Origin of the sequence: Methylobacterium sp. PvR107 (assembly GCF_017833295.1) — a bacterium.
Classification (GTDB): Bacteria; Pseudomonadota; Alphaproteobacteria; order Rhizobiales; family Beijerinckiaceae; genus Methylobacterium.
Genome location: NZ_JAFIBW010000001.1, coordinates 6,133,723 through 6,152,827, shown reverse-complemented (window position 1 = coordinate 6,152,827; position 19,105 = coordinate 6,133,723). Strand labels below are relative to the sequence as shown.

19 protein-coding genes and 1 pseudogene are annotated in these 19,105 nt (G+C 71.8%); 8 read left to right on the top strand and 12 right to left on the bottom strand.

Translation table 11 applies throughout. The features are described from left to right. Position 1: 1 nt before the first annotated feature. Both JOE48_RS29175 and JOE48_RS29170 read right to left on the bottom strand, forming a co-directional pair. On the bottom strand, positions 2 to 736 hold the full coding sequence (locus tag JOE48_RS29175) for an HWE histidine kinase domain-containing protein (protein ID WP_210035198.1): 735 nt from the start codon (positions 734 to 736) through the stop codon (positions 2 to 4). A gap of 57 nt (positions 737 to 793) precedes the next feature. Next, positions 794 to 1,534 (bottom strand): Crp/Fnr family transcriptional regulator, encoded by a 741-nt coding sequence (locus JOE48_RS29170; protein ID WP_210035197.1) that lies wholly within the window; start codon positions 1,532 to 1,534, stop codon positions 794 to 796. 474 nt (positions 1,535 to 2,008) lie between these two features. Here JOE48_RS29170 and JOE48_RS29165 point away from each other — a divergent pair. Together JOE48_RS29165 and JOE48_RS29160 are read left to right on the top strand one after the other, a co-directional pair. Next, positions 2,009 to 2,824, top strand: a pseudogene (locus JOE48_RS29165) (ABC transporter substrate-binding protein); the annotation flags it as partial. Beyond that, complete coding sequence (locus JOE48_RS29160) at positions 2,821 to 3,627, top strand: ABC transporter ATP-binding protein (protein WP_210035195.1); 807 nt, start codon at positions 2,821 to 2,823, stop codon at positions 3,625 to 3,627. The pseudogene JOE48_RS29165 and the gene JOE48_RS29160, both read left to right, overlap by 4 nt. A gap of 27 nt (positions 3,628 to 3,654) precedes the next feature. Here the strand turns inward: JOE48_RS29160 and JOE48_RS29155 are convergent, their stop codons facing one another. From JOE48_RS29155 to JOE48_RS29145, 3 genes are all read right to left on the bottom strand, one after another. Next, on the bottom strand, positions 3,655 to 3,876 hold the full coding sequence (locus JOE48_RS29155) for a hypothetical protein (RefSeq protein WP_210035194.1): 222 nt from the start codon (positions 3,874 to 3,876) through the stop codon (positions 3,655 to 3,657). Positions 3,877 to 3,967: 91 nt separating this feature from the next. Continuing rightward, positions 3,968 to 5,200 (bottom strand): hypothetical protein, encoded by a 1,233-nt coding sequence (locus JOE48_RS29150; protein ID WP_210035192.1) that lies wholly within the window; start codon positions 5,198 to 5,200, stop codon positions 3,968 to 3,970. Positions 5,201 to 5,240: 40 nt separating this feature from the next. Next, a complete protein-coding gene (locus JOE48_RS29145) occupies positions 5,241 to 5,519 on the bottom strand; it encodes a hypothetical protein (RefSeq protein ID WP_210035191.1) in 279 nt (92 codons plus the stop codon). A 535-nt stretch (positions 5,520 to 6,054) separates the two neighbouring features. Here JOE48_RS29145 and JOE48_RS29140 point away from each other — a divergent pair. The 4 genes from JOE48_RS29140 to JOE48_RS29125 all read left to right on the top strand — a co-directional run bounded on the left by JOE48_RS29140 (position 6,055) and on the right by JOE48_RS29125 (position 10,967). Then, on the top strand, positions 6,055 to 6,261 hold the full coding sequence (locus JOE48_RS29140) for a hypothetical protein (protein WP_210035190.1): 207 nt from the start codon (positions 6,055 to 6,057) through the stop codon (positions 6,259 to 6,261). 40 nt (positions 6,262 to 6,301) lie between these two features. Beyond that, positions 6,302 to 7,147 carry a serine O-acetyltransferase gene (cysE, locus tag JOE48_RS29135; RefSeq protein ID WP_210035189.1) on the top strand — a complete coding sequence of 282 codons (846 nt, stop codon included), beginning with the start codon at positions 6,302 to 6,304 and terminating at the stop codon, positions 7,145 to 7,147. 435 nt (positions 7,148 to 7,582) lie between these two features. After that, positions 7,583 to 8,986 carry a family 2B encapsulin nanocompartment shell protein gene (locus tag JOE48_RS30955; protein WP_210035188.1) on the top strand — a complete coding sequence of 468 codons (1,404 nt, stop codon included), beginning with the start codon at positions 7,583 to 7,585 and terminating at the stop codon, positions 8,984 to 8,986. Beyond that, positions 8,973 to 10,967, top strand: a complete 1,995-nt coding sequence (locus JOE48_RS29125; RefSeq protein ID WP_210035186.1) for a family 2A encapsulin nanocompartment cargo protein cysteine desulfurase — start codon at positions 8,973 to 8,975, stop codon at positions 10,965 to 10,967. The genes JOE48_RS30955 and JOE48_RS29125 overlap by 14 nt, the downstream gene beginning before the upstream one ends. A gap of 133 nt (positions 10,968 to 11,100) precedes the next feature. Here the strand turns inward: JOE48_RS29125 and serA are convergent, their stop codons facing one another. Beyond that, a complete protein-coding gene (serA, locus tag JOE48_RS29120; protein WP_210036116.1) occupies positions 11,101 to 12,324 on the bottom strand; it encodes a phosphoglycerate dehydrogenase in 1,224 nt (407 codons plus the stop codon). A 223-nt stretch (positions 12,325 to 12,547) separates the two neighbouring features. Here serA and JOE48_RS29115 point away from each other — a divergent pair, with 223 nt between their 5' ends. Then, the gene (locus tag JOE48_RS29115) at positions 12,548 to 13,567 is read left to right on the top strand and encodes an NAD(P)-dependent alcohol dehydrogenase (RefSeq protein ID WP_210035184.1); all 1,020 of its coding nucleotides are present in this window, start codon (positions 12,548 to 12,550) and stop codon (positions 13,565 to 13,567) included. Between the two features lie 33 nt (positions 13,568 to 13,600). Here JOE48_RS29115 and JOE48_RS29110 read toward each other — a convergent pair whose 3' ends face one another. The 5 genes from JOE48_RS29110 to JOE48_RS30700 form a co-directional block, all read right to left on the bottom strand. Next, positions 13,601 to 13,831: a DUF1127 domain-containing protein gene (locus tag JOE48_RS29110; RefSeq protein WP_245253011.1), complete on the bottom strand. Its 231-nt coding sequence runs from the start codon at positions 13,829 to 13,831 to the stop codon at positions 13,601 to 13,603. A 59-nt stretch (positions 13,832 to 13,890) separates the two neighbouring features. Then, positions 13,891 to 14,598 carry a helix-turn-helix transcriptional regulator gene (locus JOE48_RS29105; RefSeq protein WP_245253010.1) on the bottom strand — a complete coding sequence of 236 codons (708 nt, stop codon included), beginning with the start codon at positions 14,596 to 14,598 and terminating at the stop codon, positions 13,891 to 13,893. A gap of 141 nt (positions 14,599 to 14,739) precedes the next feature. Next, positions 14,740 to 15,558, bottom strand: a complete 819-nt coding sequence (locus tag JOE48_RS29100; RefSeq protein WP_210035182.1) for an anti-sigma factor — start codon at positions 15,556 to 15,558, stop codon at positions 14,740 to 14,742. Continuing rightward, complete coding sequence (locus JOE48_RS29095; RefSeq protein ID WP_210035180.1) at positions 15,555 to 16,097, bottom strand: sigma-70 family RNA polymerase sigma factor; 543 nt, start codon at positions 16,095 to 16,097, stop codon at positions 15,555 to 15,557. Before JOE48_RS29095 ends, JOE48_RS29100 begins: the two co-directional genes overlap by 4 nt. Before the next feature lie 153 nt (positions 16,098 to 16,250). Continuing rightward, on the bottom strand, positions 16,251 to 16,958 hold the full coding sequence (locus JOE48_RS30700) for a hypothetical protein (protein ID WP_245253009.1): 708 nt from the start codon (positions 16,956 to 16,958) through the stop codon (positions 16,251 to 16,253). Positions 16,959 to 17,273: 315 nt separating this feature from the next. Here JOE48_RS30700 and JOE48_RS29085 point away from each other — a divergent pair, with 315 nt between their 5' ends. Beyond that, on the top strand, positions 17,274 to 17,789 hold the full coding sequence (locus JOE48_RS29085) for a DUF5872 domain-containing protein (RefSeq protein ID WP_210035178.1): 516 nt from the start codon (positions 17,274 to 17,276) through the stop codon (positions 17,787 to 17,789). Between the two features lie 201 nt (positions 17,790 to 17,990). Here JOE48_RS29085 and JOE48_RS29080 read toward each other — a convergent pair whose 3' ends face one another. After that, positions 17,991 to 18,827: an outer membrane protein gene (locus tag JOE48_RS29080; protein ID WP_210030475.1), complete on the bottom strand. Its 837-nt coding sequence runs from the start codon at positions 18,825 to 18,827 to the stop codon at positions 17,991 to 17,993. Between the last annotated feature and the right edge of the window lie 278 nt (positions 18,828 to 19,105).

Genomic DNA, 19,105 nt, shown 5'->3' with positions numbered 1-19,105 from the left:
CTCACCGCGCCTCGCCCTCCCAGGCCGCCTCGGGATCCTCCGCCACGCTGTGCCCGATGCGGGCGGTGAGCGGCAGGCGGATCGTGCAGCGCAGCCCGTCCGGCGCGTAGCGCAGATCCGTCTGCGCGCCGAGATCGTAGGCCAGCATGTCCTCCAGCACGTCCGTGCCGAAGCCCCGCCGGGCCGGTGCCCCTACCCCGCTGCCGCCGGTCTCGGCCCAGTCGAGGGTCAGGACCGGCGGCCCCGGCTCCGCGTCGGCGACCCGCCACGCGGCGCTGACCCGGCCCTGCGGGAGCGCCAGGGACCCGTGCTCCACCGCGTTGCTGGTCAGCTCGTGCAGCGCCAGCGCCAGGACCAGAGCGGCCTTCGGCCGGAGCCGCACCCGCGGTCCGGTGAGCGCGGCCTGCTCGCCCTCGCGCACGAGGTGGAACATCAGCTCGTCGGAGATCAGGGTGTGCAGGTCGGCATCGCCGAACGCGTCCGTGGCGGCCTGCACGCGCATGACGGCGCCGAACCGGCCGTCGAGATGCGCGACGTAGGTTTCGACATCCGCGGATTGCTCGGCCGAGCGGTGGATGACCGTCCGCATCATCGCCATCGTGTTGCGCATCCCGTGGCGCAGGCTGTCGGGCACGCCGGCCTCGTCCAGCAGCCGGCGCAGGCGGGCATTGTCGGCCTCCAGAGCGGCGAGGCGCTCCGCCAAGTCGCGGGCGGCCAGGTCGCGGGGGTCTGTCATGCCGGGCCTCTACGGATCTCGTCCAACTTGGCTCAATCGCCGCGATGCGGGCGCGGTTCACGCCTGGCGTGCGACGAGGCGGTCGGTCTCCGCCGTCAGGTGGAGGTAGGCGGTGTTGAAATGCGCGAGCCGGGCCAGGGCCGCAGGATTGTGGATGGTCAGGCGGCGGCTGCGCAGGGTGATCAGCCCCATGCCGCGCAGCTCCTGCAGCGTCCGGTTGATGTGGACGCTGGTCTGCCCCATCGCGTCGCCGAGGTCGTTCTGCGTGATCGGCATCGGGCAGGTATTTCCGTCCGTGAGGCCGATGGCGGCCAGCCGGGCGTGCAGCTCGCAGAACAGGTGGGCGAGCCGCTCGATGCCGGTGCGGCTGCCGAGGCTGACCGTCCACTCGCGCTGGATCGCCGCGGCGGCCAGCGCCTCGCGGTGGAAGGCGAGGTCCAGGTGCGGGCTGCACGCCACGGCCGCCTGGAGCGTGGGCCCGGAGATCTGGCCGAGGAGCACGGGCGTGATCGCCCCGATCGTGTGATCCATCTCGTCGAGGAGGAAGATGTGCGGGTCGCACAGATCGCCCGGCAGGAGCAGCGAGACGATCTGGCGGCGCCCGTTGGCGAATTGCCGGTAGCGGCAGGCCCAGCCGTCGAGAATGACGTTGACGGCGCGCGGGTCGTCGCCCTCGTGGATGATGTCGGTGCGCGGCGCGACCATGCGCTCCGGGCCGATCGAGCCGACCAAGCACAGCCGGTCCGCCTCCTGGAGATGGACGTAGCGTTCCAGTTTGCGCACAAGCGGATTTGACACGACTGGTTCTCCGCCGCGGCGTGGGAACAGGAGCCTACATTGAGGTCTGCTAAATGAATACTTATATAGATTAGATTACGATGCCGAATGGGTTGTTGCAGGACGCAGGCCGATCGCTCCTCGACCGGCGCGCACCGCGATCGGTCCGAGCCGACGGGCTCAGGCGCTGCCCTGCGGCCGGGTGGGGCTAAGCGAAAATGATCCCGCCCTCCGGGCCGGCCGCGAAAGAATGTTCGTGCGGCCGGCCTAAATAAGAACGGCTATGCTTTTGACTTTCCGGAAGTCCCGCATCAAAGATTGACGTGTCGAGATGGCGGAATTTCAAGCAACGATCGGTCGTCGTCTGGCTCATTGTCTTCACTCAACAGGCGCCGCCGGGTTCTGCCGAGGCGGTCGCCCCGCCCGGGACGGATTTCGAGATCATGCCGCCTGCGCTGCGCCGCGTCCGATCAGGCCGGGACAGGAAGGCCGTGCTACGGCACGGAGACGATCCCGATCTACGCGCAGCTCGCCAAGCGCTACGGCTTCACGGTCGCGCAGATCGAGGTGCCGCATCCCGGCAACGAGCAGCAGTCGCAATGGCTCACGATCCGGCGCCTGCGGCCCGATTTCGTGGTGCTGCGCGGCTGGGGCGTGATGAACCCGGTGGCCCTCAAGACCGCGCAGAAGACCGGATTCCCGGCCGACCGGATCGTCGGCAATGTCTGGTCGAACTCCGAGGAGGACGTGATCCCGGCGGGCGAGGCCGCCAAGGGCTACGTCGCCATCACCACCCAGGCGTCGGGGGCCGAATATCCGGTGCTGCGGGAGGTCGTGTCCAAGGTCTACGAGCCCGGCACCGGCAACCTCGCCGACCGGAAGCGGATCGGCAGCGTCTACCACAATCTCGGGGTGCTGAACGGCATCCTCAATGTCGAGGCGGTGCGGATCGCGCAAGGCCGGTTCGGCCAGCGGACGCTCACCGGCGACGAGGTGCGCTGGGGCTTCGAGCACCTGCGCCTCGACGAGGCCCGGGTGGCGGAACTCGGTGCCAAGGGGCTGTTCCACTCGATCAACGTCACCTGCGCCAACCACGAGGGCGAGGGCCGCGTCACCTTTCAGCAATGGGACGGGGCGAAGTGGAATGTCGTGTCCGACTGGATCGCCCCCGACCGGGCGAGCCTGCGCCCGATCATCGAGGCGTCCGCGACCGCCTACGCCAAGGAGCACGGCCTCACCCCGCGCGACTGCGCGGCCGAGGAAGCCGCCGAGACCCGGGGCGGCCAGCAGGCCATTGCGGCGGGCCGATGAGCGACGGCGCCGGTCCGCCGCTCCTGCAGGTCGAGGCGCTGGAGGTCGTCTATGGCGGGGCGGTCCACGCCCTGCACGGCGTCGGCCTCGCGGTCCGGGCGGGGGAGATCGCCGCCCTGGTCGGTGCCAACGGCGCCGGCAAGACCACGTTGCTGCGCGCGGTGTCGAACCTGCTGCCGGCCCTGCGCGGGCAGGTCGCGGCCGGGCGCCTCGCCTATGACGGACGGGACGTGACGCGGACCCGGACCGAGGCCCTGGTCCGCGCCGGGCTCGTGGGCGTGCTGGAGGGGCGCCACTGCTTCCGGGGCTTGAGCGTCCGGGAGAACCTCGTCGCGGGCGGCCTCGGATGCGGCTCGAGCCGCGGGGCCGTGCGCGCCGACCTCGAGCGGGTCTACGGCCTGTTCCCCGCCCCCGCCGCCAAGCAGGACGTCGCCGCGGGCCTGCTCTCGGGCGGCGAGCAGCAGATGGCGGCGATCGGCCGGGCGCTCATGGGCCGGCCCCGGCTGCTCGTCCTCGACGAGCCCTCCATGGGGCTCGCGCCCAAGGTGGTGGAGGCCATCTACCGGGTGCTCACCGGCCTGAACCGGACGGAGGGCCTGACCCTGCTGGTGGCCGAGCAGAATGTCCGCCTCGCCCTGCGCCACGCCCACCACGCCGTGGTGCTGGAGAACGGACGCAGCGCGCTCGCCGGCAGCGCCGCGGCCCTGCGGGCGCGGGACGACGTCCAGGCCCTATATCTCGGCGGCGCCGCGCGCCCCTCCCCCGACCGGCCGCCGGACCCGCGCGTCCGCGCGCAGGCCTGACGACCGCGTCGGGGCGGGGCGGCTCCGTCAGCTCTCCCGGTCGGCCCGGCGCAGCGACCAGAGCAGGGTCCCGTTCGCATCGACCAGCCAGAGGGCGTTGACCGCATCGTCGTCGACCGCGAGCGAGCGGCTGTTGGCCAGCCGCACCGCCTCCTTGGCGTCGACCGCAGTGAGCACCTCGTCGACGATTGGCACGCCGATCTCCCCGTCCTCGCCACGAGCCGCACCGCGCAGGCGATAATCCGGCATCCGTTCTTCCTCTTCCCGACCCGTCGGCGCCCTGCCGTGGCCCGCCTGCCTGTGCGAAGATAGGTGCCGGCGCCGCGTGTCGAGGGGGGCGCTATGGCGCAGCGCCGTTGGCGAGCGTCTGCTGCGGCTCGGCCAGGAACAGGGACCGGAGCGCCGCTGCCGACGGGCGGGGCGGCAGCGCGAGGGCGCGCGTCGCGCCGGCGATCCGCCCGGCGCAATCCTCCGACCGGAGGGCGCGCGGGATCGGGGCGCCCGCGACGGGATCGGACGGGATCCCGCGGGCCGGCAGCACCCCGCGCGTCCGCGCGAGGAGCGGGGCCAGCCCGAACGCGCCGGGCCTCTCGGCGCGGAGCCGCGCGTCGAGCGTCACCAAGTCGCCGGCGGCCAGAGCCCCGCAGGCGGCCGCGTCCCGCGGCTCGGCGACCCGCATCATCGCCAGGACCCGGCGCCCCAGCGCCCGGACGACGCCGTCATCGGCCGCCCGGAATCGCCGCCGCAGATAGGCGGCCGCCAGCCGTTTCAGGCCCGCCGCCGCCTCCGCCTCCGGCCGTCCCGCCGCGTAGCCGTCCCGGTACCACCGGGCGATCGGGTCGAGCCCCGCCGCCTCGGCCTGCCGCAGGATCGGCAGGGCGCGCAGGATCGCGGCCCGAGCCCCGGCCTCGCTCGGATCCGCGTCGAGGGTGGAATCGGGGAAGCGGTCCGGGCCGACGATCTCGGTGACGATGCCGGCCGCGCGCAGCGTCTCCGCCTCGGGGATCCAGATCCCGGCCGGGGGCACCGCCAGGGCTCGCGCCACGAAGGCGGCCGGCAGGCCGGCGGCGCGGTAGGCGGCCCGCTCCGGCGCGGAATCCACCGGGCGCATCCGGCCGTGCGCCCCGAGTTCGTAGGGCGCGTGGAAGCCGAGCCGTCCTCCGGTCGCGAGGGCGCGGGTCCGGCCGCGGACGAAGATCAGCGTGCAGGCCGACGCGCAGGCATCGGGCACGTAGGTGGACAACCCCCGCGCCGCCACGAGTACCCCGATCGCCGCCCCCTCCTCCACCAGGCCGCCATCGCTGGTGAGGTGGATGCGCGCGATCTGCGGCTGCGCGGCGAGGATCCCGGCGACCCGCGCGGCGACGCCCTCGGTGAGGTCGCCCGCGAGCCGCAGGTCCCGGCCGCCCGGGCCGACCGTGAGGCGGGCCGGGATGTCCGGCCCGTCCGCCGCAGAGGCGCGGCCCTTCGGCGGGTGCCCGGCGGCGGTCGGGCCCGCGGTGCCGAGCGCCAGGGCAAGCGCGCAGGCAGCCGTTCCCGTCCGGCGCTTCCACCCGCGGGGGAAGACCGACATGGCAGGTTTCCAGTCCAGGTGATCGGGGATTCGGGCGCGGCTACTGGAGGTAGGCGACGAACATCTCGGAGACGGTCCGGGCCGCGTAGGCCTCCGGGCTCTCGCCCCAACGGACCGGGAAGGCCTCGGCCACCCGCCGGCCGGCGAGGATCCGGGCCACCTCGTCGGGCATCAGGCCGTCGTCGAGGGCGCTCGCCAGGGCGGCGCGTTCATGGGAGGGGTGGGAGCGGACGCTCCGGGACAGGGCTCGGCCGAGGGACGCGGCCGTCTCGGCGCTCAGGCCAGACGCGGTGTTCGGGGCCGTCTCATAGGTCAGCATCGCTGGTCGCCTCTCGTGTCAGATGTCGTGCGGTCTCCTCCTGCTGGGCGCGGCAACACGGCAGACACGGCACCGTCATCAGGGCGATCCGATCTTCGCTGGCGCTCACGGCAAACCTCATCCGGCTCTGCATCGACTGTCCGTCGACCGCTTCAATCTAGGCGGCGGCCCCGAGAATGTGCTGCCAAATTGGCGAGGACTTGCAGCGCAGGTTGTTCGTCGAAGGCGCGTCCCGGAGCAGAAGGTGAGGTCTGGCGCGGGCGCGGCCGCCGCGACTGCACGCGATCCAGGGCCCTGCCCCAGCGGACACGGCCCTGCGCGCGGGCTTGCCAAATGCGGGGCGATCCATAAATATCGTTCTGTAACAAAGGCTTAGCGAAAATAATGCTCCCGTTTCGGCCGTGCGCGACCGAAACGTTCTCCGTCGCCCGGGGCATTTGAAATGAGCTTATCGCGACCGGGCCGACCGCAGGTCCGGCGCCGACCGCCACAGAATCAGGCCGCCGCGCGCGGCCAATCCAGGGGGACCGGCCGGATGGCCTCAGCGACGATGATGCAGGGCGACGCGGTCGTGTTCGCGCGGCCGGATCTGGCCGACATCCTGGGCATCTGGCGTCACGCGAGGGGCCGGGTGGTGGGCATCCACCGCGCGGGCGATGCCCCGGCCACCGTGGACGTGAAGTTCCCGGGTTACGACATCCTGGAGCGCTACCTGCCCGACCTGTTCCGGCCCGTGCCGTGATCGGCGTCGACGCGCCCTCCCCCGCCGCGATCGGTCTCCGATGACAGCCCTGGCTTCGACCCAGCCGCCCCTGCGCGCCACGAGCCGCAGCACCGCGGAATCCGAGGTCTGGGCGGCCCTGCGCGCCGAGGCCGAGGCGGCCCTGATCGAGGAGCCGCTCTATGCCGGGATCATCCAGGCGACGATCCTCGACCAGCGCTCGCTGGCCCAGGCCCTCGCCTACCGCCTCGCCCACCGGCTCGGGGACGGCGACCTCGCCCGGCTGTCGATGCGCGACCTGTGCCTCTCGGCCTTCGAGGCGGACCCGCAGGCCGGCGCCCACGCGGTGCGCGACCTCGTGGCGATCCGCGAGCGCGACCCGACCTGCCGCCGCTACCTCGACCCGTTCCTGTTCTACAAGGGTCTGGCGGCGCTGGAGGCCTACCGGGTCGGCCACTGGCTCTGGCACCAGGGCCGGGCGACCCTGGCGCTGCACGTCCAGAGCCGGATCTCCGAGGTGTTCGGCTGCGACATCCACCCGGCCGCCCGGATCGGCTCCGGCGTGTTCATCGACCACGCCACCGGGGTGGTGATCGGCGAGACCACGGTGATCGCCGACGACGTGTCGATCCTCCAGTCGGTGACGCTCGGCGGCAACGGCAAGGAGAGCGGCGACCGGCATCCCAAGATCGAGCGCGGGGTGCTGCTCAGCGTCGGCGCCAAGGTTCTGGGCAACATCCGGATCGGGGCGGGCGCCAAGGTCGCGGCGGCCGCGGTGGTGCTGCAGGACGTGCCGCCCCACACGACCGTGGCGGGCGTGCCGGCCCGGGTCGTCTCGCGCCTGCCCGTGGACGAGGAGCCGGCGCTCAGCATGGACCAGTCCTTCGGCTACGGGGACGGGATCTGAGACGCGCCGAAATATTCTTCCCTTGAAACAAAGTCGTCCGGCCGCCGCCGCGTATACCGATCCGGCAAAATTAAATTCTCTGATCTCGCGTCCGGATGAACGTCGTGTCCTATGCGTTGTGCATGCCAGAGGATCAGCTTCCAAGGAATGGTCAAAAATAGGGAGATCGTTTCGTTGACCGCCGGCCGAATCGGACTTTATCCAGATCCCGCCGGAGCCGACATGCATTGAGACCGGCTGAGCGGCGGACAAAGATCGTCCGACCGCCGGGAGAGACCTGATTCATCTGGCGACGATGCGGCCTCGACAGGCTGTTGTCGTCATCAAGTCTTGACCGAGACGTTTTGTGCTCGCCCCGCACAGGCTGCGGGACGAAAAGCCGCCGCGCGGATCGATGCGGCGCGCCTGCAACCCTGACTGGAGTGAGGACGAACGATGAGCGGACCGGGTCTGAGCGTGAGCGCCACGGCGGCACGCAATCTTGCGACGGCGACCGTCACCTCGGTCCAGAACGCGGCCAACACGCCGCGCTGGCTCCTGCGGCTCCTGCCCTTCGTGGACGTGGCGGGCGGGGTCTACCGCGTCAACCGCCGCGCCGTCGTGCTGGCCAAGCCCGGCCGGATCGATCTCGCCGCCGAGGACAAGGGAGATGGTAAGGGCCGGGTGATCCGCCCGTCCTCCCTGCGCGCCGTGCCGCTGTTCAGCCGGCTGGGCGATGCCGAGCTCGCCGCCCTCGCCGGCAAGTTCACCGAGAGCCGGCACCAGGCCGGCGCGGTGATCCACGAGGAGGGTTCCGCGGGCCGCAGCCTCACGGTCGTGGCCGACGGCACGGTCGAGCTGACCCTGTCGGGCCCCTACACGGGACGCCTGCGCCAGGGCCTGGCCACGAAGGGCGACTATTTCGGCGATGCGGGTCTCGCCGGTGAGAGCGCGCCCGCCCCGGCCGTGAAGGCCCTGTCGGCCGTGACCCTCCTGACCCTCGACGCCGCCGCGGTGGAGAGCGAGGAGATCCGCGCCAAGATCGCGCAGTACCGTGAGGAGCGCGACCGCCTCAAAGGGCACACCAATTCCTACGGCGAGCAGGGCATCGAGCTGCTGGCGGTCCATACCGGCGAGCCGCGCCTGCCCACGACCTTCGTGGATTACGAGGTCGATCCGCGCGAGTACCACCTCTCGACCATCCAGACGATCCTCAACACCCACACGCGGGTGACCGACCTCTATTCCAACGAGATCGACCAGCTCCGCGAGCAGATCCGCCTCACGGTCGACGCCGTGAAGGAGCGCGAGGAGTGGGAGCTCTTGAACAATTCGCAGTTCGGCCTGCTCCACGAGGTCGGCCCGCGCCAGCGCATCCCCACCCGCGGCGGCCCGCCCACCCCGGACGACCTCGACGAGCTGCTGACGCTGGTCTGGAAGAAGCCCGCCTTCTTCGTGGCCCATCCCCGCGCCATCGCGGCCTTCGGCCGGGAGGCGACCCGCCGCGGCGTGCCGCCGGTCGTCGTCCACCTGTTCGGCGCCCCGTTCATCACCTGGCGCGGCGTGCCGCTGGTGCCGAGCGACAAGCTGCCGGTCGACATCGACCCGGTGACGGGGGCCCAGACCACCTCGATCCTGCTGCTGCGCGTCGGCGAGGGCGAGCAGGGCGTGGTCGGGCTGCAGAAGTCCGGCGTGACCGGCGAGATCGAGCCCGGCCTGTCGGTGCGCTACATGGGCACCAACGACCACTCGATCGCCTCGCACCTCGTGACCCGCTACTTCTCGGCCGCCGTGCTGGTCGAGGACGCGATCGCCCGCCTCGATAACGTGCTGCTGGGCAACTACCATGACTACGCCTGAGCTGCCGGCGCTCGGCATCCCCACGGGGAACGTGGGCGAACGCGCCCACGCCGACCTCGTCGGCCGTCTGGCCCGCGAGATCTACGGGCAGGGGCAGGCCGCGAGCCAGCCCTTCGCGCCGGCGATCCCGGCAGGGCCCCAGGCGCCTCAGCCGCTGGACGGCCTGCCGCAGGGCTTCGGCGGCGCAAAGCTGCCGAGCGCCCCGGCGGGAACCCCCTCGCCTCCGGCCGGGGGGCTTCCCGCGGGCTTCCAGCCCCAGGTCTCAGGCCTCGGCGCGCGCTCCATCGGGGCGCCGCCGGTCGGCCTGCCGGGCCTCTCCGGCCCGACCGTCCCGAACCTCGCACCCGCGACCCCGGCCTTCGCCGACGTGGCGGCGATCCCGCCGGTCCACCCGGCGAGCCCCCGCCCCGTCCTTCCGGACTTCTCCTTCGCGGGGGCCCCGGCGCTGGCGGCCGCCCTGCCCGGCGGGCCGGAGCTGCACCGGCAGATCGCCGCGGACCACCCGCGCGCCAACGCCTTCGCGCACGCCCTCGCCCCGCATCTCGTGCCGGCCGACCCGTCGAAGGCCGGTCGCGATGAGGCGCGGGAGAGCGTCTCGAAGACCGGCCGGCTGTCCCGGGCACCGGAAGCACCCGTGTCCGACTACTACTTCCTGAACCTCGGCCCCGGCCCGGCCCGCAGGGCGCCGGCGAGCCCGCGGGTGGAGCCGGCCCGCTACCCGGGTCCGGCGCCGCGGGTGACGTCGCACGGGTCGAGCCCGGTGGCGGCGCCGTTCGACGTGGAGCATGTCCGCCGGGACTTCCCGGCCCTGCACCAGAGCGTCAACGGCCACCCGCTGGTCTGGCTCGACAATGCCGCCACCACCCACAAGCCGCAGGCGGTGATCGACGCGACGAGCGACTTTTACGGTAAGCACAACTCGAACATCCACCGGGCCGCCCACACCCTGGCGGCGCGCTCCACCGACCTGTTCGAGGGCGGCCGCGAGGCGGTGCGCCGGTTCCTCAATGCCCCGTCGAAGGACGACATCGTCTTCCTGCGCGGCACCACGGAGGCGATCAACCTCGTCGCCAATTCCTACGGCCGGGCGAATATCGGCCCCGGCGACGAGATCATCGTCTCGACCATCGAGCACCACGCCAACATCGTGCCCTGGCAGATGCTGGCGCAGCAGACCGGGGCGACGCTCCGGGCGATCCCGGTCAACGACCGCGGCGAGATCATCTTCGAGCAATACGCGGCGCTTCTGTCGGGCCGGACCAAGATCGTCTCGGTGACGCAGGTGGCCAACGCGCTGGGCACCGTGAACCCGGTGCGGGAGATCATCCAGCTCGCCCACGCCTACGGGGTGCCGGTGCTGGTCGATGCGGCGCAATCCTCGCCGCACATGCCGCTGGACGTCCAATCCCTCGACGCGGACTTCCTGGTCTTCTCCGGCCACAAGGTGTTCGGGCCGACGGGCATCGGCGCGCTCTACGGCAAGACCCACCTGCTGGAGGCGATGCCCCCCTGGCAGGGCGGCGGCCACATGATCGAGGACGTCACCTTCGCGCGGACCGTCTACAAGGGCGCGCCCGAGAAGTTCGAGGCGGGCACGCCCGACATCGCGGGGGCGGTCGGTCTCGGGGCGGCGCTCGACTACCTCGCTGGCATCGGCATGCCGGCGATCGCCGCCTACGAGCACGACCTCCTGGACTACGCGCAGGCGGGTCTCGCCGACGTGAAGGGCCTGCGCCTGATCGGCACGGCCCGGGAGAAGGCGAGCGTGATGTCCTTCGTGATCGAGGGGCAGGAGAACGAGGCGGTGGCCCACCACCTCGACGCGCACGGCATCGCGGTGCGCTCGGGCCACCACTGCGCCCTGCCGGCCCTGCGCCGGTTCGGGGTCGATCAGTCGGTGCGGGCCTCGCTCGCCTTCTACAACACCCGCGCGGATGTCGACGCCTTCCTGAAGGCGCTGCACACCCTGCCGCGGCATTGAGCCGGCGCCTCGTTGCGGGATTCCCAAGGGCCTGCCCTTGGGCGGTGTATCGGGGCGGAGCCGTGATGCCGTGTCTCGGCAGGGCTCCGTCCTGCACCCGCAGCAGGTCCCGGACCTTTCGAATCCGGTCTCTTTACCCCGCCGCCGGCCGGAGATGCCGCGTCCGGACCGTGCCGTCGATGGCCCGCAGCGCGCGGTGCACCGCCTCCGCTTCGTCCGGCCGCACCGACGCATCGACCACGACGTAGCCGAACTCGCCGTCCGTCTGCAGGTACTGCGCGTCGATGTTGAGCGCGCGGCCGGAGAAGATCGCGTTGATCTGCCCGAGCACGCCGGGCACGTTCCGGTGCACGTGCAGGAAGCGCGCGCCGGACAGGCGCGGCGGCAGCTGCACCTGCGGGAAGTTCACCGCGCCCAGCGTCGAGCCGGTCTGGACGTAGTCGACCAGCTTGCGGGCCACCTCCGCGCCGATGCGGTCCTGGGCCTCCTCGGTCGAGCCGCCGACATGCGGGGTGAGGATGACGTTCGGGAGGCCCTGCAGGGGCGACACGAAGCGCTCCGCATTGGAGGTGGGCTCCACCGGGAAGACGTCGATCGCGGCCCCGGCGAGATGGCCGTCGCGCAGGGCCGCGGCCAGCGCGTCCAGGTCCACGACCGTCCCGCGGCTGTTGTTGATCAGGCAGGCCCCGGGCTTCATCGCGCGGATCCGGTCGGCGCTCATGAGCCCGTGGGTCAGCGGCGTCTCCGGGACGTGCAGGCTGACCACGTCGCTGGCGGCGAGCAGTGCCTCGAAGCTCTCGGCCGGCTCGGTGTTGCCGTGGCGGAGCTTGTCGGTCAGGTCGTAGAAGATCACCCGCATGCCCATCGCCTCGGCGAGGTTCGAGAGCTGCGCGCCGATATTCCCGTAGCCGACGATCCCGAGGGTCTTGCCGCGCACCTCGAAGGCGCCTTTGGCCGATTTGTCCCAGCCGCCGGCATGGGCGGATTCCGAGCGCGGCAGGATGCGCCGGAGCAGCATCACGATCTCGCCGATCGTGAGTTCGGCGACGCTGCGCGTGTTCGAGAACGGCGCGTTGAAGACCGGCAGGCCGCGGGCGCGCGCCGTCTCGCAATCGACCTGGTTGGTCCCGACGCTGAAACAGCCGACGGCGGTCAGATCGGGCAGTGCGTCGAGCAGCGCGGCGGTGACTGTCGTGCGCGAGCGGATGCCGAGGATCGTGGCGCCGGCAAGATCACCGGAATCCTCGGGGCTGACGGCCCGAGGCAATTGCCGGATGTCGCCGATCCCGGCCTGCGTGAAAATCTTGGACGCTGTCGGCGCAATGCTTTCGGTCAGAACGACGCGCTCGGTCAACACGGTCTCTCCTCCTTCGACGGACGGAACCTGACCTATGACCTTGCCGGTGCCGCAGCGCAGCGGCAAGGGCGTGCGGCGCATGCGCGCCCATCCGGGCCGGAACGTCCTCCGCGGGCTACGGGCCCGGACTGACTGGGACTTCCCGGCCCCTCGACGTCGGTCGCGCCACCTGCCAGGGTCCGCGGCCCAGCGGCGGAGGAGGCCGCGGAACGACAGGTGCGTCATGACCGGATCGACAGCCCGGGCCGTCATCGTCCAGCCGGGCGGCGGCTTCGAACACGTGACCTTCGGCGCGCGGCCGGTGGCCGAGCCGGGACCCGGCGCGATCACCGTCCGCCTGCGGGCGAGTTCCCTCAACTATCACGACTACGCCGTGGTCAGCGGGATGTGGGGCCCGAGCGAGCCGCGCATCCCGATGTCCGACGGGGCCGGCGAGGTCGAGGCCGTGGGGCCGGGCGTGACCGAATTCGCCGTGGGCGACCGGGTGGTCAGCACCTTCTTCCCGACCTGGCTCGAGGGCACGCCGCTGGTCGAGGGCTTCGCCACCGTCCCGGGCGACGGGGTCGACGGCTACGCCCGCGAGCGGGTGACCGCACCGGCCACCGCCTTCACCCGCGCGCCCCGGGGCTGGGATCACGCCGAGGCGGCGACGCTGACCACCGCCGGCCTGACCGCGTGGCGGGCGCTGCACGCCGATGCCGGCCTGACGAGCGGCGACGTCGTGCTGGTGCAGGGCACCGGCGGCGTGTCGCTGTTCGGCCTGCAATTCGCCAAGGCGGCGGGCGCCACGGTGATCGCCACCTCCTCCAGCGACGCCAAGCTGGAGCGCCTGCGCGGTCTCGGCGCCGACCATGTCATCAATTACCGCGCCGACCCGGCCTGGGGCGAGACCGCCCGGCGCCTGACGGACGGGCGCGGCGTCGACCACGTCCTCGACGTCGGCGGCCCGGCGACGCTGGAACAGTCCATGGCCGCCGTCCGGGTCGCCGGCCACATCTCGGTGATCGGCATCCTGACAGGCGTGGCGGGCGCGCTGCCCCTGGTGCCGGCGCTCCTGAAGCAGATCCGCCTGCAGGGCGTGCTGGTCGGGAGCCGCCGCCACCAGATCGCGATGGTCCGCGGGATCGAGGCCTGCGGGCTGCGGCCGGTGGTCGACAGCCGCTACCCGCTCGACGAGATCGTCGCGGCGTTCCGCCACCAGGAGAGCAACCGCCACTTCGGCAAGATCTGCCTCGAGATCTGAGCGGCCCCGAGGGTGGCCACCCGGATCGGGCGTTCAGCGGAAGGCGGCCCCCAGCGGGCGGGGCATCACGGCCGCAAAGGGCGCGTCCGGCCGGCTTTGCGGGACGGGTGTGTGCGTGCAGCCGTTCTCGCAGAAGGTGTGGAGCGTCCGCCGGTCCAGGCCAATATCGTGGAGCATCTCGTCGTCGAGGGCCGAGAGGACACGGAAATTCCGCGCCGCCGTGCGACGCTTCTGGATAGAATTCAGGAGCGAGAAGATCATCATTCAGCCTCCGTCGAGCCGAAAGATCTGTGGTTTGTCCACGATCGGCCGAGTCAGCGTCGCTATATTGTCTTGTATCCGCATCCCCCATTTGAACGACTGAGCGGCCCGGGAGCGGATATTTCGGTGCCGCCAGATTGTGCGGCGGCGATCGGCTGCGGGCAGAGCAGGAGCAGGCGCATCAGCTCCGCCTGCCGGCGGGTGCCGGTCTTCTCGAAGAGGTGGCGCAGATGGACGCGCGCCGTGTTCCGGGTGATCCTGCGGCGTGCCGCGCTCGCCGCGAGGTCGTTTCCGGCCAGGATGTCCCCCGCCAGAGCCGCCTCGGCGGGGGTGAAGCCGAACTGCTCCTGGAGCATTGCGGCGGTCGGCAGCCGCGCCGCCGCGGGATCGACGAGACGCAGGAGCACGGCGCCCCCGGGGACCGCGCCGGCGGAGGGCAGGATCGCGCAGGCGGCGACCAGCAGCGGAGCGCCCTCGCCTTCGAGGCGCGCCGAGCCGCCATGCCCGGCGGCGGCGTCCGCAACGATCCTGCGCAGGGCCGCGGCGTCCGCGGGCTTGGTCCCGCGCAGGCAGCCCTGCTCGAGGCGCAGCAGGCCCCGGCCGAGATAGGCGCGGGCGGCACGATTCAGGAACTGCACGCGTCCGCACCGGTCGGTGACCGCCAGACCCTGCTCGAAATGCTCGATCAGCAGCTGGAGCGCCGTCTCGACGAGCCCCGGGTCGAAGGCGGTGCGGTCGCTCCCACCGGCGATGAGCCGCCAAGCCCGCACGGGTTTGGGCGCGGATCCGGATACGTCTCCGGATATTGCCGTATTCGGTCCGATTTCGGCGATCACGCGCGGATCCTCATCAAATCGATGGGGCGATAGAGTGAGTAACCGTACGGCGATGAACTTTATTCCTGGGACATCCTATCCCGGCCGCCCGGTCCGGGACCGGAATAGATCGACGAAGCCGCGCAGGTCGCGCGCGTTCAGGTCGGACACCGCCCAGTAGGTCAGATCGCCGAGGCTCCAGCGCACGATCGTGGACCCGTCCCGCCGCTCCTCGTCGGCCGGCGGACTGTCGGCGGCCGGGACCACCGTGACGCTGATCACGTGCCGGTCCCGGCGATAGACGAGGGTCGGCACGGGCGTGTGGGTGACGATGTCGACCCGGCCGCCGATCAGCGGGAAGCCCTGGTCGGCGAGGTCCGGCGCGTCGGGGGCGATGGTCGTCCGCCCGTTGAACCAGGGCTTGACCACGTGCCGGTCGGAGGAGGCGATGTCGAAGGGCTGCGGCGCCGCGAGGCCGCGCAGGTGGCCGGCCAGCACGGCCTCGATCGTGGCCGGCGGCTCGGGGCGATCGCGATAGGCGCCGCTGCCGAGCGTGGCGCCGCCGACGAGGCCGAGAAGGAGCGTCGCGGCCAGCGCCTGCCAGGAGCCGCGCCAGGACCCGCGCCAGGACCCGCGCCAGCCTCCCCCGGAATCTCCCCGAGAGCCGTCCGCTGCGCGCTCGGGCGGCGGATCTGCGAAGCCGATCCCCTGGATCACGCGCGCCCGCAGGGCCTCCGGGGCGGGGGGGCCGGCCAGGGTCTCGCGCAGCGCCGTCGAGAGGGTGCGCAGACGCTCCGCGGCAACCCGTGCTCCGGGCTCGGCCGCGAGGCGGCGCTCCATGGCCAGGACCTCGCCGGGCGACAGCTCGCCATCCGCGTAGGCGCTGAGGAGCAGGAGAGTTTCGTCGTCGGTCATCGCCCGTCCTCCGCGAGCCGAGCCAGCAGGTGCTGCCGCGCGCGGCCGAGGCGCGACATCACGGTTCCGATCGGGACACCCGTCACGGCGGCGATCTCCCGGTAGCTGAGGCCGTGATACTCGCGCAGGACCAGCGCCTCCCGGAAGGCGACCGGCAGGGCCTCCACCGCCCGGGCGAGATGCCCCGCATCGTCGCGGGCGATGAGCGCCGCCTCGGGCGTCTCCGGCGCCTGAGCCAGGATGCCGCCGGTCTCCAGCGCGGCCTGGGCCTCCGGCGCGAGGTCCTCGGCGAAGATCACGGCCCGGGGCCGGTTCCGCTGAAGCCAGGAATAGCCCGTGTTGCGGACGATGGTCAGGAACCAGGCCCGGGCGTTGCCCTCGGCGAAAGCCTCGATCGCCCGATAGGCGCGCAGGCAGGCCTCCTGCATCACGTCCTCGGCATCGGTGGCGTTGCCGGTGAGCCAGTGCGCGAGGCGGTAGCCCTCGTCGAGGCGCGGGAGGACGAGCTGGCTGAAGCGCGCGCGCGCCAGGGTGGTCATGCGGTCCACCCTGCGGCGCAGCGGGCCGGGGGGCCTCCGTCGAGATCCCGTGAAGCCATGGGGCGCCACCCTGCAGCCCTGAGTCACAGGATCAGGAACCGACAGGCCGGCGGCTTTATTCCCGGGCTGTCTCGGGCGAACCTGCCCGAAGGCCTATGCCCCGTCCAGACCGTCCTTGGTGGCGCGCGGGATCGGCTCCGGCTTCCCAGTCCCCGTTGTCGCGGTGCGGTCGGCCGCCTCCTGCGCGTCGGCGGTGGGGGGCGTCTGCGGCCGTCCGTCCTCGCCGAGGTGCTTCCGGCCGGCGCGCGCGCCCGCCGCCCGTTCCTCGGGAGACGGCGTCGCGCCGCCGCTCTGATCTCGGGCCATGGGGTCTCCCGACGGAAGCGGGTTCGCGCGCCCGGATACGCGCGAACCCGCGCTGAACGATTGGCTTCCCTGCCGGCGGGACGGCGTCGCGGCGCGCCGCCCTGAGGACCGGCCGGGGGGGCCGAGCAGCGAGGCCGCGGCCGCCGTGGCGCCCGCGAGCAGGATTCCGGTCAGGACCGGATTGATCGAGGCCTGCGTGTAGACGCTGCGCCTGACGAGGTGGGGCGAGCCTCCCCGGACGGCGCCGTCGCGGCCGGCCTCGTAGAGGGCTCCGTTCCGGTCCCGCCCGGCCAATCCGGCCTTCTGGGTCTTGGACACCCCGGCGGCGCCCATCCGGTCGGTCACCGCGGGGACGCGCTTGCGCGGCGCGCTCATCAGCTTGCCGCCGCCGCCGATATCGACATCCCGCGGGCCGTGCTCCGCGGCGTACAGGATCGCCTTCGCGACATCCGCCGGGTCGTAGACCGGCGGCGGCAGCTTCGGGGCCCGCGTCATGTCGTTCCTGGCGTGCTCCGGAAACGGCGTTCGGCCATGCCGCGTCCTTTCGAAGTCCGTGAGGTCGGCATCCGGCGCGCCGATCCTTCGTGGCCAACCCGGCGAGGCCGCCGACGTATCCGGGAGGTTCTCCGGGGCTGCGGGCAAGGCGCCTGGGAGCGGATGCGCGGCAGGAGGATGCGCGGCCCGCAACCGCCGCCGTGACCGAGATCGCCCCCGCCCTGGGGCCCCGGCTCCGGACCCGGTCACCGGGCCACAGGAACAGAGCAGCACGTCCCGTGTTGTCCGCCGAAACTTTTTTCGCGAGGCGCGCCGATGTCAGGAACTGCCAAGAAGACCGATCCCAAGCTGTGGGACAAGGTCAAGACGCAGGTCACGAAGTCGAACAAGGGCGGCAAGCCCGGCCAGTGGTCGGCGCGCAAGGCCCAGATGGCGACGGCCGAATACAAGAAGGAAGGTGGCGGCTACGCCGGCAAGAAGGCGGAGGACAACCACCTCAAGCAATGGACCGACGAGGACTGGGGCACGAAGTCGGGCAAGGCGAGCGGCAAGACCGGCGAGCGCTACCTGCCCAAGAAGGCCCGCGAGAGCCTGACCGACACGGAATACGCCGCCAGCACGGCCAAGAAACGGGCCGACACGCGCAAGGGCAAGCAGTTCTCGAAGCAGCCGAAGGCGGCCGCCGAGAAGGCCGCTGCGGCGCGCAAGACCGGCAAGGGCGGCGAGGCGACCACAACGAAGGCCGAGCTGATGCGCAAGGCGCGCGCGCAGAACGTGCCGGGCCGGTCGCGGATGTCGAAGGCGCAGCTCGCGCACGCCGTCCAGGCCTGAACCCGGCCGGAGGCCGCCAGAATAGCAAAACGTCCCGGGAGTGACTCCCGGGACGTTCCTCGGCTCAAGCGGCCAGTCTGATCGGGCTGGGGATGCTCAAGGTCGAGCGCGGTGCGGCAGGCCACAGGCCTCGCAATGTCCCGATCACCGGGAGGCCCCCTCCGCGCCGGACGGCACGGAAGGGGCATTTGCGAGGAGACCTTAGTACGAGCCGAACTTGTAGTTCAGGCCGGCGCGGACCACGGCGAACTCGTCGTCGCGGCGGCCGATGGCGCTGTAGGCGACCGGGACGAGGTTGGCGGCGTTGACCACCAGGGCACCCTGGTTGCGGTTGCCGCGCTCGAGGTTCACGTACAGACCTTCGATCTTGAACGTCACCGCCGAGGAGCGGAAGAAGTTCAGGAACGACTCGGTCGGGAGCGCGAACTCCACGCCGCCGCCGACGGCGTAGCCGGTGCGGAAGCTGTCATTGCCGGCATAGCCGCCGAACGAACGGTCGGCGCTGCCCGAGCCGTAGGCGAAGCCGCCGGTGCCGTACACGAGGGTGCGGTCGAAGGCGTAGCCGAGGCGGCCGCGCACGGTGCCGAAGTAGTCGAGGCTCGACAGGCCGCGCGGGTCGGTCACGTAGAAGCCCGGGGCGACGGCGCCGTTGACGAAGGCGTTGTTCCGGTTGCGGCCGAAGTCGAGGTACTGGGCGTCGGCCTCGATGCCGACGACCACGCCCGAGCCCGGGGTGAACTGGTAGTTGTAGCCGACCTGGGCGCCGCCCGAGAAGCCGTCCTGGCTGCGGTCGCGGAAGGTCGCGGTCGTGCCGGGGGCGGCGTAGGGGAAGGGCACGCCGAACACCGAGCTGTTCGAGCGGCTGCTGGCGTCGAAGGCGTAGCCGGCGTTGATACCGAAATAGGCGCCGGTCCAGGTGAAGACCGGGACGGGGGTGAACACCGGCGGCGGCGCAGCGCGGCGCGGCAGGTCGGCGGCCGAGGCGGCGCCGGCCAGGAGAGCCGTGGCGGCGCTGGCGAGAAGAAGCTTCTTGATCATCTGGTCCTCTGTCTCCCGTTAGGCGGGATGTGTGCGGCGCGACAAGAACGACAGGATGCGCGGACGCGATAGTGCATCGCTGCAACAGCCTGGAATCGAGGCTTTCGGGCGGAAGCAGCTAGGTGCGTTAGAGCACATCCCGCTTTTCGCCGGCCCAGGCAGCGTTATGAAACGGTATCCGAAAGTTTTTCGGAAACAAAAAGCCCCGCCGCACGGGGGCGGACGGGGCTCGAGTTCGTTCGTGAATGTTCCCAGGACCAACCAGGAAGCTTCATCGT